The organism is Paraburkholderia phenazinium, from assembly GCF_900100735.1.
Classification (GTDB): Bacteria; Pseudomonadota; Gammaproteobacteria; order Burkholderiales; family Burkholderiaceae; genus Paraburkholderia; species Paraburkholderia phenazinia.
This window is the reverse complement of sequence record NZ_FNCJ01000027.1, coordinates 17,003-29,935: the sequence shown is the minus strand read 5'-3', so window position 1 is coordinate 29,935 and position 12,933 is coordinate 17,003. Positions and strand designations below refer to the sequence as shown.

Below are 12,933 nucleotides of genomic sequence, written 5' to 3'. Positions count from 1 at the left end.
TCGGATGTTGCGCCGCACCAAACGCTTTGCTATAGTTCGTCTTGTCTCCTCCATGTCTCCTCTGATATGGATTCAGCCCGCCCAAGTAGGCGGGCTTTTTTTCGTCTAACGATTTCGCCGGTTCTACACACCGGCACGCGTCCTCACGCATCAGAACCGGTACGAAACGGCGAGGAACGAGATGATCGGATCCGCCTTCAGTTCCGCCTTGCTCACCGAGAGCACCGTTCCGTCGGCCGCCTTGATGATCGTCGACGAGGTGGTCTTCAGCGGGATATACGTGACCGAGGCCACGATCCCCCAGTGATTCGTGATGTTGTACTCGGCGCCCGCATTGAACACCGGTTGCCATGACGACGACGCCTTGGCCGAGACCTGGGTCGTGCCCGGCTTGCCGGCGCCGGCGGCCAGCACCGAGCCGAGGTTGTTCTGGGTCGCCGTGACAAAGTTCGGATTCAACTGAATGTCGGAGAACCAGTTGTACGACACCCCGAGACCGAGGAACGGCCGGAATTTCGCATCCGGCTTGTTGAAGTAGTACTGCAGGATCGCCGCCGGGCTCCATTGACGCACGCTCTTCACGATCGGATTGCTCGACGGATCGCCGATATTCTGACTGCCGAGCGCGCCTGCCGGTCCGGGCGGCATGATCGTGCCGTGACCGTAGAGCTTGAACACTGGCGGTACGCCCGCGACCGAGCTAACCGCGATGTGGTCGGTGAGGAAGTGGGTGAAGACGAGGCCGACGGTATTCGCGTTGCTGGTCGACAAGCTCGTGCCCGCCGAGGTAAACGAGTTCGGCAGACGCAACGGCGTGTTGATCGGGGTCGGCGCGACATTGGTCGTGAGCGGCGTGCTCGAATCCTGCGGCGCTACGTGGAACCAGCCGAGCACCGCGACGTTGTCGCCGGCGTGCTGCGCGTAGGCGCTGAGCGACAGGCACATGGCCAGCGCCGCAATGAGTATTCTTTTCATGACGTTCCTCCTGGGTGGGCAGCCCTGCTACGCGCGGCGGCGGGGTTCGATCCCGCATGGCCGGCGCGTACCTGGCGGCCCCCGGCGGCTGCGCGTGCTGCATGCGCAGTAACCGGGGAGCGGTTGCCTCGTTACGTAGTGACGGTGTTGGCCGCGTCCATTACTGGACGAACGCGCCGATCGTGAAGTAAGGCGATGCGGGCGTCGTCAGATCGAGGTAGCCGAAGATGCCGCCCGTGAAGATCATCTTTCCGGTCGGCGTGGTGCCCGTCGAGGCGCCCACCTGGGTGGTGGTCACTTCGCCCGGCACCGCCTCGGTGAAGTCCAGATTCAGCGCCGTGGTCAGCGATGCCTGCGACGCGTTGAACGGATCGAGCAGCGTGGCCTCGGTGCCTTCGAGCGCCGTCGTGCGGTAGTCGAACTGGCTGTCCACGCCGATGTACTCGCCGTTCTGCGAGTTCACCGCGACCGGGGACTGCGGCGCGAGAATCGAGATCCCCGACTCATCGTCGGCTAGCAGGGCCGCCGGATTGGCAACGCCGGTGCGCACCAGAATCGGCACTAGCTGGCCGCGCAGCTTGCCGACGATCATGAAGCCCTTGGCTGCTGGCGTGGCGGCGAGCGTCGGCTTGGCCTGGCCCTGGAAGTTATCGGTTTCGAACGCGCCGCTTTGGTCGGACGACTGTACGAAGTTAGTGCCGGGTTGCTGGCACTTGCCCGCGTTGATGCCCGAGTTATCGCACTCGGTCCAGGTGCCGTCGGCATTGATCGTGATCTTCGTGTCCACCGCGACCGGCAGGAAGTTCTGCGAGGGCACCTGGTGATAGCCGAGCTGGTTGTAGGTGCCGGCCACGTTCGCGATGTTCGTCTCAATCGACGAGAAGCCGATGAACGGGTAGTACGGGAAGGTCGTGTCCGGTACCGCGCCCACACCGAGCACGCCACCGAACTGGATCTGCGCGCCGGGAATCGTGCCGCCCGCGACGCCTTCGCCGACGAACACGCGTGCCGGGCGGTTCGGATCGAGGCTCGCGCCGTTCAACTGATACGCGCACTGGTTGAGCTTCGCGGTCGGCAGTTGCGTGACCTGGGTCAGGGTGCCGCTGACGGTCGTGCCCGCCCGGGTAGGCGTGACGGTGCCGGTGGTCGCCGGAATCGGCGATTCGATATAGCTGATCTGCCAGGTCATCTGGGTTGTATTGAGCTGCAGCTTGACCAGTTCACCGTCGCCTCCGCCACCGGTGTAGACCGTGCTGTAGTCAAGCGTGGTGGGGCACAGGGCCTGGACCACCGGCGCCGGCGAACTGCTGCCGCCGCCGCTGCACGCCGTCACCAAGGGCGCGGTCAAAGCCAATGCCGCGAGGAATTTCCATTTCATACTGCCCCCTCCAGAATGTTCTCGTTGTAGAGGCCGGCTCCCGGTCCGGCCATCTCCCGAATCTGCTGTCTCTTTACTTGTTGACCTGTGCGCCGACGCCGAAGTACGGGCTGTTGGAGGTGGTCGAATTAGCCGACGTCGACACCACGCCGTTGTAGACCTGCCCCTGGACCAGGATCGCGTACAGGCCGCCGCCGGCGATCGCATAGCCGGTACTGACGGCGCCGGTGCTGGGATTCGTCGCGGTGACGCCAACCAGCCCCGGGGTCGCGAGGCCGTAGGTCAGGCCGAAGCCTTCCTCCGCACTCGATGTTTCCGGATTGACGAAGGTGCCTGTCGCGCCGTTGATGAGCGTGGCGGTGTAGTTGAAGTTCGAATCCGCACCGACGTAGCCGCCGTCGAAGCCGCCCGAAGCGAGCGGCGTGGCTTGGGTGAGCAGCGCGATGCCGGATTCGTCGTCGACCTGGGCGCCGCTATGCAGCGCACCGGTGCCGAGGTTGACGTTGCCCGTGCGCACGACGAGCGGGACGGTCGCGCCGTTCAACTGGCCGAGAATCATGTGCGCGACACCCGACTTGCCGGTTTGCCCGACCAGCGGCAGCGAGGTCTGGGCGACGATCTGCGGCGCCTGGGTGCTGTCGAAATAGCCGTTGCTGTCTAGCGTGTACGGATTGCCCGTGGTCAGGCAGCCGCCGGCATTGGGCGAGTAGTTGGGGTTGGGGGTGTTGGTGGACGTACAGGTGCCGCTCGCGTCGAAGGTTTCGATGCTGTTGGTGCCGACGGTTGCGTAGTTGCCGGACGGGGTCAGGTGATACAGCAGGCTGTTATAGGTGCCCGGCAGCTTGGTGATGTCTGTCGTCGTGCTGGCGAAGCCGAGGAACGGGTAGAAGTCGAAATGACGGTTCGGCACCTGGCCGACATTCTGATAGACGACGATCGTCAATCCGCTGAACTGGACCGTTGCGCCGGGAATGCCGCCGCCCGCCACGCCGTTGCCGACGAAGATCGTCGGCGGATTGGCGGAGTTGAAGTCTGCGGCGGTGCTGTAGGAGCCATTAGGTCCTGAGCCTGTGCCGGGCGTCAGCACGAACGCGCAGCGGGTCTGTTCAGCCGTGGGTAGCGTGCCTGCCGGTGGATGCACCACCGCGCCGGTGATCTGCACCCCCGCGCGGGTCGGCGTCACGGTGCCGGTTGCCAGCGGAATGGGCGATTCGAGCCATGTCAGCGTGTACGTCATCGCTGTGGCGTTGATGTTGAGGCTGATCACTTCGCCGCTGCCGGCGCCGCCCAGATAGGTGGTATTGCCGATGTCGGCGGTCGCCGGGCACAGCGAAGCCACTGTGCCTGAGCTCGGCGGACCCTCGGCGGGGCAACTCGATCCGGAACATTGCGCGGTGTTGACGGCACCAGGATTGCCGGCGTTGCCGCCGCCGCAGCCGATCAACAAAGGGGCTGAGATAAGGGCCAATGCGAGGCCTCTGTTTATGGCGTCCCACATGCTGCTGTCTCCCTTTCTGTAATTGTGCGAAGTAATTTCGCTGCACGATTAAGGCGTGTCAATTGACAGAACCGTCTAAAAAGGTCGATTCAAACAGCTTTGGAAACGCGCGACTCAGGCTACTGCGAGGTTGGCGAGCCTTTTAAACAGAAAACGAATTTTCAATAGTAGGGGCGGCAACGTTGCTTTGCCGCACACGCTTGCCAGTCAAGGCTCAGGGCAAAATGGCTCTATCATCTGCGAACGACCGTTCGCCAAAAAATCGGGTGTTTCCCTAGGCTGCAATCTATGCACATCGAATCGCGCTGGTGCACGATTTACCGATTGGTGAATAACGGCGAGTTTCTGTTTGGAAGTAATTGGGATTAATACTTATTAGGTATGCGCAATGAAACTTTTCAAGCGCGCATTTGAAACAAAAAAAGCCGGCTTATGAAAACCGGCTTTTTATGCTGAAGGACGGCAATGCGCCGTCCGGCGGGAGGGCGTTAGCGTTTCAATCCGCAGTCTTCGGCCGTGCCGATCGCGAGGTTCATGCACTGGATGGCGGCGCCCGATGCGCCCTTGCCCAGGTTGTCGAGACGCGCGACGGTGACGAAGCGCTCTTCGTTGCCGAACACGAACAGGTCGACGCGATTGGTATCGTTGTTCGCCTGCACGTCGAAGAAGCCGTCGTCGAGGTTCGCTTCAGCATTGAACGGGGCTACGCGCACGAATGCTTCGCCCGCGTAGTATTCGGCGAACAGGGCCAGCACGTCTTGCGGCGTGGCCTTCTTCGCCAGCTGGCTCGGCGAGAAGTAGGTCGTGACAGCGAGACCCTTGTAGAAGGGGCCGACGATCGGCGTGAATACCGGCGCCGAGTTCAGGCCGGTATGAGCCGCCATTTCCGGCAGGTGCTTGTGCGTGAGACCCAGCGCATAGGGGCGCGGGCTCTTCAGGCGGTCGTTACCGCCCGCTTCGTAGTCGGCAATCATCTTCTTGCCGCCGCCGCTGTAGCCGGTGATCGAGTAGCTGTGCGCGGCGAAGTCCGCTGCGACCACGCCTGCTTCGACGAGCGGGCGCATGGCCAGCACGAAGGCCGACGCGTGACAGCCCGGCACGGCGATGCGCCTGGCGGTGCGCAGCCGTTCGCGTTGCGAGTGAGCCAGTTCCGGCAGACCGTAGGCCCAGTCCGCACTGGTGCGAAACGCCGTGCTCGCGTCGATCAGCACAGTGCGGTCGTTCTCGACGAGCGAAGCCGATTCGCGCGAGGCGACATCCGGCAAGCACAGGAACGTGACGTCCGATGCGTTGATGAGACGACGGCGTTCCTCGATGTCCTTGCGCTTCGCTTCTTCGATACGCAGGATCTCTACGTCGGCGCGTTGCGACAGGTATTCGAAAATCTTCAGGCCGGTCGTGCCTTCCTGTCCGTCGACAAATACTTTCGTGCTCATCTCACTCTCACTGGCTACGGGAATACGGAGGCGCTGCAGTGCGCCGGAACGTCATTTTAAGACCGGATGACGGCATGCGTGCGCAAACATCGATGAAAATCGACCTTGCGCCGTCTAAATGACAGTGCGATGACGCTTTTATGCTGCAGATGCCATCCGTTGACGGTGGGTTGGCCGATGCGGGGGCGGGAGCGCGCCCGGAAGCCGGCGCGGACCGTTGCGCGTCCTAGCGGCCGTAGTTCACTACCATGCGCGCCGTGCCGAGGGTCGCCGTGCCGATCTCGTGATCGAACATGAGTGCCGGCCGGCCCTGGGCGAGCCGTAGATCGGTGGTGTTCAGCGCATACACGGTGATGACGTAGCGATGCGGCTTGCCGGCTGGCGGACACGGGCCGCCATAGCCGTCGATATCGAAGTCGTTACGGGCTTCGACGGCGCCGAGCTTCTTCAGATAGCCCGAAGCGCTGGCATTTTCGGGTAAGCGGGTGACATTGGCAGGGATCTGCGCGACGGCCCAGTGCCACCAGCCAGGGCCCGGCGCATCCGGATCGAATACGGTCACGGCAAAACTGCGGGTGCCGGCCGGCGCATCGTGCCAGGAAAGCTCGGGCGAACGGTTCGAGCCCTTGCAATCGTCCTGGTCGAAAACCTGGGCGGCGTCGACGTTGCCGCCATCATGGAAGCTCGTGCTCGTGAGCGCAAACGGCCCCTCGGCGAGCGCGCGCGGCCCGTGGATGACCGTGAGCGCGAGACTGAGCGTCGCGATGGCAAAAGGCGATATTCGGGAGCGGGGCGAAGTAAGCGAAACGACCAGGCAACGCGGGCGCATGTGCCGATTCTCCATTGTCGAACGGACTTAGTGCTGGGCACTTACTCCGGTCCTATGCAAGGTTCTTGCGCAGGGATCGTGAACGGTCATCCTCACGTTCATTATTGTCCCTATTTTGTCACCCGAGGTCGAATCAAGATTAACATTTGCGCTATGCGGGCTTGGAGGTGCGCTCTGACAGGCCGTGGCACGGTGAAATCGGCTATAGTCGGATGAATTGCGCCCGTCATCGAGACGCAAGCAGTCCCCATTTAGAACCCAGAATTTTAGAATGATGCATAGCTGAAGTTTCGGAGAGCGTGTCATCAGGCGAAGGGAGAGCAATGCCAGATCCAGTCAGGGTCGTCGTGGCCGATGACCATCCGGTGATTTTGTTCGGCGCGGAGCACGCGCTGCTCAAGTTTCCCGGCATCGAGGTGGTTGCGCGCGCACGCCAGTCAACGGAACTCATCAAAGTCTTGCAGACCGTTCCTTGCGACGTGCTGGTGACCGACCTCGCAATGCCCGGCGGGCAGTACGGCGATGGTCTGCCGCTGATCGGCTATTTACGGCGCAATTTCCCCAATCTGCCTATCGTCGTTCTGACGATGCTCGAGAATGCCGCGCTGCTCAAGCGGCTGAGCGAGCTCGGGGTGAACTCGGTGGTCAACAAGGCGGACGATCTGAGCCATATCGGGCTCGCGGTTCAGCACGTCAGCCGCAATCTCGAATACATGAGCCCGTCGGTCAAAGCCTCGCTCGAGACGCTGCGCATGAATGCAGGCGGTAAGAGCGACGAGGTGATCCTGTCGAAGCGCGAACTGGAGGTGGTGCGGCTGTTCGTCTCCGGCATGACGATCAAGGAAATCTCGGAGCAGTTGAACCGCAGCATCAAGACCATCAGTACGCAGAAGAACACCGCTATGCGCAAGCTCGGCCTTGATCGCGATTCCGAGCTGTTTCAATATGCACAGAGCAATGGTCTGTCGAATCTGTCGTCGAGCTCCGCCGGGGAGTTGGGCGATCCGTCATAGCGCTGCTGCGCTTCGGTAAGTCTGCAGCATAAAAAAGGGCTGCCTGTCTTGTGGACAGGCAGCCCTTTTTACTGAACAGCCGCGTGGGCTAAGACCGGAGCATATGGCCTAAGCTGCGGTTGTACCCAGCATGCTTGAGTGCAAACCGCGCGCTTACTGCGGCGACGACGTCGCGCCGCCGTGCGCAGCCGACCACTCAGCCGGTGCGTGCAGGAATTTCTCGACTTCGTCGAGCGTCTTCGTGTCGAAGTAGCCGTTTTCCTTAGCGACGCGCAGCACATCCCACCACGTGGCAAGCGCGTGCAGATCGACGTCGATGTCTTTCAGCACCGACACGCTTTCCTTGAAGATGTTGTAGTGGAACAGCACGAAGCAGTGGTTCACCGTCGCGCCGGCGGTGCGCAGCGCGTTGATGAAGTTGATCTTGCTGCGGCTGTCGGTGGTCAGGTCCTCCACCAGCAGGACGCGCTGGCCTTCGGTCAGCAGGCCTTCGATCTGCGCGTTACGGCCGAAACCCTTCGGCTTCTTGCGCACGTATTGCATCGGCACCATCAGGCGGTCGGAGAGCCATGCCGCGAACGGGATGCCGGCGGTTTCGCCACCGGCGACCGCGTCGATCTGCTCGTAGCCGACATCGCGCAGGATGGTGGCCTCGGCCATTTCCATCAGGCCACGGCGCACGCGCGGATACGAGATCAGCTTGCGGCAGTCGATATACACCGGGCTCGCCCAGCCGGACGTGAAGATGTACGGTTTTTCCGCGTTGAAGTGAACTGCTTGCACTTCCAGCAGCATCTTGGCGGTCGTGTCGGAGATCGTCTGGCGATCGAAGCCTGTCATGGGCGGATCCTTGGGTGAGAGCGGGGAGGGCGCGGGCGCATAGGGCCCGGTGGCGCAGCAAGCGGGGTATTCCGCGCCTGATGGGCGGAATACGTAGCCGGTCAGTGGAGTGCAGGCCGGGTTTGCTACGCGCGTAGCCCGATATTTTACCCGATTCGGACACTTCCGAGGAGGCTGTCGTGCGTGAAAACCCGTGATGACGGCGATAGCGGCGGCGAGACCGCGGGGCGGGCACGGCGCTGGGGCAGGGCGCAGGGGACGGGCCGGCGCAGGCGCGGGCCTTGGGCCGGCGGGGCGCCGCACTGTGCGCGGCGGTGGCCTTTTTGGTTTGCTTGTGGCCCACGCGGGCGCCGATTACACTCACGCGAATTTTCAGGGCCGGGCGGCCCCGGCGCCGATCTCGTCAGCGTGGCCGCGCCCTACGGGATGCTTTCGATGACTGTCGCCTCTTCCTCCACGTCCTCCCGCGCCTCCGCGCAGCGCGGCTACGCCGGCCGGGCGCTGCTCGCCGCGGTGCTCGGCTATGCGATGGACGGCTTCGACCTGCTGATCCTCGGTTTCATGCTGCCGGTGATTGCCGTCGACCTGCACCTGTCGTCCACCCAGGCCGGCTCGCTCGTCACCTGGACGCTGATTGGGGCCGTGGCGGGCGGCATCGTGTTCGGCGTGTTGAGCGACTATTTCGGCCGGGTGCGCATGCTCACGTGGACCATCCTGATCTTCGCGGTGTTCACGGGGTTGTGCGCGCTGGCACAGGGCTACTCGGACCTGCTGGCTTACCGGACGATTGCCGGGCTTGGACTCGGCGGCGAGTTCGGCATCGGCATGACGCTGGTCGCGGAGGCTTGGCCGGCCGCAAAGCGAGCGAGGGTTTCGTCGTATGTGGGGCTGGGCTGGCAACTCGGCGTGCTGGCCGCCGCGTTGCTCACGCCGCTGCTGTTGCCGGTGATTGGCTGGCGCGGCATGTTTGCGCTCGGACTGGTGCCGGCGGTGGTGTCGTTCATCGTGCGGCGGCAAGTCGAGGAACCGGCGCTGTTCGTCGAGCGTGCGGAACATGCGCGGCAACTAAAGCGCGCCGGGCAAGATACGGGCGCGCGCAAGCTGCCGTTGCGGCGCCTGATTGCCGATGCGCGCACCACGCGCGCCAGCGTCGGCGTGGCGATTCTCTGTTCCGTGCAGAACTTCGGCTACTACGGCCTGATGATCTGGCTGCCGAGCTATCTGTCGAAGACCTTTGGCTATTCGCTGACCAAGTCCGGTTTGTGGACCTCCGCAACCGTTCTCGGCATGGCCCTCGGCATCTGGTTGTTCGGCATCGCCGCGGACCGCTTCGGCCGCAAGCCGACCTTCCTGTTCTACCAGGCCGGCGCGGTGGTGATGGTGTTTGTCTATGCGCATCTGAGTACGCCATTCGCGCTGCTGATCGGCGGGGCCGTGATGGGTGTGTTCGTCAACGGCATGATCGGCGGCTACGGCGCGCTGATCTCCGAACTGTATCCCACGGAGGCACGGGCTACCGCGCAAAACGTGCTGTTCAACATTGGCCGCGCGGTGGGTGGTTTCGGCCCGGTCGCGGTTGGCGCGCTGGCGGCACGTTTTTCGTTCGGCGCCGCGCTCGCGCTGCTCGCCTCGATCTATCTGCTCGACATTCTCACGACGCTGTTCCTGATCCCCGAACGCCGTGGCGCTGCGCTGGATTGACCTGAGGCGCTTCGCGGTCCTGCGAACTCAGGCGAGGTGCTTTGGGCGCTGCTACACAATGACGCGCCGCAGCATAGCAAGTCCTTGTTTCGCCGATGGTTAGCGGCTCTAAAGGCTACGCGTAATGACCCATGCGGGGTGTACACTAACTCCCCCGCAAAAGCTCTGCACCGTCTGCCAACCGCTCAGGTTCGACGCTGCGCCTAACCGGCGCAGATGAAAACCACTGCAGTCGATTACCCATTCGATCCATGCAAGCGAGGCACTCGGCACCATGAGCCGGGCCCAAAGCGGGCCGCGCCCAATTACTCACGTCTCGCAGGCCAGAAAATGGACGAACAACTGAAGCAAAGCGCTCTCGCGTATCACCAGAATCCGAAGCCCGGCAAGATCTCGGTCACACCGACCAAGCCGCTATCGAACCAGCTCGACCTCTCGCTCGCGTACTCGCCGGGTGTCGCCGCAGCCTGCATGGCGATCTTCGATGAGCCGCTCGACGCACAGAAGTACACCTCGCGTGGCAACCTCGTCGGCGTGATCACGAACGGCACGGCCGTGCTCGGTCTCGGCAACATTGGACCGCTCGCCGCCAAGCCCGTGATGGAAGGCAAGGGGTGTCTGTTCAAGAAGTTTGCCGGCATCGACGTGTTCGATATCGAACTGTCCGAGACCGATCCGGACAAGCTGGTCGATGCGATCGCGATGCTCGAGCCGACCTTGGGCGGCATCAACCTCGAAGACATCAAGGCGCCGGAATGCTTCTACATCGAGAAGAAGCTGCGCGAGCGCATGAAGATTCCGGTCTTCCACGATGACCAGCACGGCACCGCGATCATCGCGTCCGCGGCTATCCTGAACGGCCTGAAAGTGGTCGGCAAGAAGCTCGACGAAGTGAAGCTGGTCTGCTCGGGCGCGGGCGCCGCGGCGATTGCCTGTCTGGACCTGCTGGTGCACCTGGGCCTGTCGAAGAAGAACGTGCTGGTCGCCGATTCGAAGGGCGTGATCTACGAAGGCCGCGGCAATCTCGACCCGTCGAAGGAACGCTACGCGGCGAACACCGACGCGCGTACGCTGGGCGACGCGATCCGCGGCGCCGACGTGTTTCTCGGCTGCTCGAGCGCCGGCGTGCTGAAGCCGGAAATGGTCGTGGAAATGGGCACCCAGCCGCTGATCCTTGCGCTGGCTAACCCGGAACCGGAAATCCGCCCGGAAGAAGCGAAGAAGGTGCGCCCGGACGCGATCATTGCCACGGGCCGTTCGGATTATCCGAACCAGGTCAACAACGTGCTGTGCTTCCCGTTCATCTTCCGCGGCGCACTCGACGTGGGCGCGACGACGATCACGGAAGAAATGAAGCTCGCCTGCGTGCGCGCCATTGCGGAACTGGCCGAAGAAACCGACCAGGGCGATGAAGTGGCGAAGGCCTACGAAGGCCACACGCTCGAATTCGGCCCGGACTACCTGATCCCGAAGCCGTTCGACCCGCGCCTGATCATCAAGATCGCGCCGGCCGTCGCGCAGGCGGCGATGGATTCGGGCGTAGCGACCCGTCCGATCAAGGACATGGACGCGTATCGCGAGGAACTCGGCACCACCGTCTACCGTACCGGCATGGTGATGCGTCCGGTGTTCGCGGCGGCGAAGTCGGCGCCGGCACGCATCGTGTTTGCCGAAGGTGAAGACGAGCGCGTGCTGCGCGCGGCGCAATTCGTGCTGCTGGAGAAGATCGCCAAGCCGATTCTGGTCGGCCGTCCGGCAGTGATCGACATGCGTCTGAAGAAGATGGGCTCGAAGCTCAAGTGCGGCGAAGACTTCGAGATCGTCAATCCGGAAGACGATCCGCGCTACCAGAAGTGCTGGCAGGAATATCACGAGATCGGCGCGCGTGAAGGCGTGACGCCGGAAGTCGCGAAGGCCGCGCTGCGCAAGTTCAACACGCTGATTGGTGCGCTCCTCGTGCGTGTGGGCGACGCGGACGGCATGATCTGCGGGATGATCGACACGTACCAGAGCCATCTGAAGTTTGTCGAGCAGGTGCTGGGCAAGGCGGAAAACGTCGAGACGCTGGCGGCGATGAACCTGCTGATGCTGCCGGGCCGCAACCTGTTCATCTGCGATACGTACATCAACGAAGTGCCAACTGCGGAGCAGCTCGCCGACATGACCGTGCTCGCCGCGCGCGAAATCGAGAAGTTCGGGATTACGCCGAAGGTCGCACTGCTGTCGAACTCGAATTTCGGCAGCGTGCCGTCGGCTTCGTCGCAACGCATGGCGGAAGCGCGCAAGCTGATCGCGCAACGCGCGCCGGGTCTTGAGATCGATGGCGAAATGCACGGTGACGCCGCCTTGTCGGAGATGGTCCGCAAGGCTGCGTTCCCGGGCACGACGCTCACGGGCGAAGCCAACCTGCTGATCATGCCGAACGTGGAAGCCGCAAACATCACGTACAACCTGCTGAAGATGATCGGCGGCGAAGGCGTGACGGTCGGACCGTTCCTGCTTGGCGCGGAGAAGCCGGTGCATATCCTGACGCCGGCTGCGACCGTGCGCCGGATCATCAACATGACGGCCGTCGCTTCGGCGAATGCCCGGGTGCGGGCTAACGCGCAGTAATTGTCGCTGTCGTACTTGATGCAGCGCCGCGACGCGGCGCTCGTCAATGGGACGTAAAACGCCACGGAAGCCGATTCCGTGGCGTTTTTTTATGTGCGCGTGTTGCTCGATGTCTTGTGCGTTTTGACGCGTCGGCAACGGTCAGTCGAAGGCATGTCGAGATGGAGTCTTAAGCGGATGCGCGATCTTTAAGAATGCTCTTATTCGTTCTGATGTCGAGAATTTGTAAAGTTACTTCTGAAGCGCGGCACATCACATCGATAGACGACGGGACGCCCTTCTGGCTGACATGCTTCGACGCGTTCCAGGCTCAGCGCTTCATCCGGTTTCGTAGTGGCGGTATCTGTAGGTGGTGGTAAGTGGGTAGCGGGTAGTAGAAGCAGTTGAAGTGTGTGTTGAAGTGGTTGGTTGAGGGTAGTAGGCAGTTGAAGTTGTAGTTGTAGTTGTTGTGAGCAGTATTGTGGTGAGTAGTGGGTAGTTGAAGTAAATGCAGTTGAAGTTCTGATGGTTAGTGGTGGTTTTGGTTGTAGATGGTTGAGGTAGCAGTAGTTGTAAGTGAAGGGTAGTCAGTAGTGTGTTGTGAGTAGTTGATGGGTGAAGTTGTAGTAAGCAGTACTATGTAGTAGAGGTTGTAGCTGTAATTTGTTGTT

At 62.3% G+C, this 12,933-nt stretch carries 9 protein-coding genes; 3 read left to right on the top strand and 6 right to left on the bottom strand.

Features of this window, described 5'->3' with window-relative positions:
• Positions 1-150: 150 nt before the first annotated feature.
• The 5 genes from BLQ92_RS35455 to BLQ92_RS35435 all read right to left on the bottom strand — a co-directional run bounded on the left by BLQ92_RS35455 (position 151) and on the right by BLQ92_RS35435 (position 6,116).
• Positions 151-975 (bottom strand): OmpW/AlkL family protein, encoded by an 825-nt coding sequence (locus BLQ92_RS35455; RefSeq protein WP_090694544.1) that lies wholly within the window; start codon positions 973-975, stop codon positions 151-153.
• A gap of 160 nt (positions 976-1,135) precedes the next feature.
• Complete coding sequence (locus BLQ92_RS35450; RefSeq protein ID WP_090694540.1) at positions 1,136-2,353, bottom strand: DUF2957 domain-containing protein; 1,218 nt, start codon at positions 2,351-2,353, stop codon at positions 1,136-1,138.
• Between the two features lie 73 nt (positions 2,354-2,426).
• Positions 2,427-3,851 carry a DUF2957 domain-containing protein gene (locus BLQ92_RS35445; RefSeq protein WP_090694534.1) on the bottom strand — a complete coding sequence of 475 codons (1,425 nt, stop codon included), beginning with the start codon at positions 3,849-3,851 and terminating at the stop codon, positions 2,427-2,429.
• A gap of 488 nt (positions 3,852-4,339) precedes the next feature.
• Positions 4,340-5,287, bottom strand: a complete 948-nt coding sequence (argC, locus tag BLQ92_RS35440) for an N-acetyl-gamma-glutamyl-phosphate reductase (protein ID WP_090694530.1) — start codon at positions 5,285-5,287, stop codon at positions 4,340-4,342.
• 226 nt (positions 5,288-5,513) lie between these two features.
• Positions 5,514-6,116 carry a YbhB/YbcL family Raf kinase inhibitor-like protein gene (locus BLQ92_RS35435; RefSeq protein ID WP_090694526.1) on the bottom strand — a complete coding sequence of 201 codons (603 nt, stop codon included), beginning with the start codon at positions 6,114-6,116 and terminating at the stop codon, positions 5,514-5,516.
• A 323-nt stretch (positions 6,117-6,439) separates the two neighbouring features.
• On the opposite strand from BLQ92_RS35435, the gene BLQ92_RS35430 reads away from it, so the two are divergent.
• The gene (locus BLQ92_RS35430; RefSeq protein WP_090694522.1) at positions 6,440-7,129 is read left to right on the top strand and encodes a response regulator; all 690 of its coding nucleotides are present in this window, start codon (positions 6,440-6,442) and stop codon (positions 7,127-7,129) included.
• A 153-nt stretch (positions 7,130-7,282) separates the two neighbouring features.
• Here the strand turns inward: BLQ92_RS35430 and BLQ92_RS35425 are convergent, their stop codons facing one another.
• Positions 7,283-7,969, bottom strand: coding sequence for an orotate phosphoribosyltransferase (locus BLQ92_RS35425; RefSeq protein ID WP_090694517.1), 687 nt, complete (start codon positions 7,967-7,969; stop codon positions 7,283-7,285).
• A 435-nt stretch (positions 7,970-8,404) separates the two neighbouring features.
• Between BLQ92_RS35425 and BLQ92_RS35420 the strand changes: the two genes are divergently transcribed.
• Complete coding sequence (locus BLQ92_RS35420) at positions 8,405-9,670, top strand: MFS transporter (protein WP_090694597.1); 1,266 nt, start codon at positions 8,405-8,407, stop codon at positions 9,668-9,670.
• A gap of 330 nt (positions 9,671-10,000) precedes the next feature.
• Positions 10,001-12,283, top strand: a complete 2,283-nt coding sequence (locus tag BLQ92_RS35415) for an NADP-dependent malic enzyme (RefSeq protein WP_090694514.1) — start codon at positions 10,001-10,003, stop codon at positions 12,281-12,283.
• Positions 12,284-12,933 lie beyond the last annotated feature (650 nt).

Excerpts from the sequence above, each read along its gene's own strand:
- BLQ92_RS35455 (WP_090694544.1), bottom strand. The coding sequence starts at position 975 with ATGAAAAGAATACTCATTGCGGCGCTGGCCATGTGCCTGTCGCTCAGC.
- BLQ92_RS35450 (WP_090694540.1), bottom strand. The coding sequence starts at position 2,353 with ATGAAATGGAAATTCCTCGCGGCATTGGCTTTGACCGCGCCCTTGGTG.
- BLQ92_RS35445 (WP_090694534.1), bottom strand. The coding sequence starts at position 3,851 with ATGTGGGACGCCATAAACAGAGGCCTCGCATTGGCCCTTATCTCAGCC.
- argC (WP_090694530.1), bottom strand. The coding sequence starts at position 5,287 with ATGAGCACGAAAGTATTTGTCGACGGACAGGAAGGCACGACCGGCCTG.
- BLQ92_RS35435 (WP_090694526.1), bottom strand. The coding sequence starts at position 6,116 with ATGCGCCCGCGTTGCCTGGTCGTTTCGCTTACTTCGCCCCGCTCCCGA.
- BLQ92_RS35430 (WP_090694522.1), top strand. The coding sequence starts at position 6,440 with ATGCCAGATCCAGTCAGGGTCGTCGTGGCCGATGACCATCCGGTGATT.
- BLQ92_RS35425 (WP_090694517.1), bottom strand. The coding sequence starts at position 7,969 with ATGACAGGCTTCGATCGCCAGACGATCTCCGACACGACCGCCAAGATG.
- BLQ92_RS35420 (WP_090694597.1), top strand. The coding sequence starts at position 8,405 with ATGACTGTCGCCTCTTCCTCCACGTCCTCCCGCGCCTCCGCGCAGCGC.
- BLQ92_RS35415 (WP_090694514.1), top strand. The coding sequence starts at position 10,001 with ATGGACGAACAACTGAAGCAAAGCGCTCTCGCGTATCACCAGAATCCG.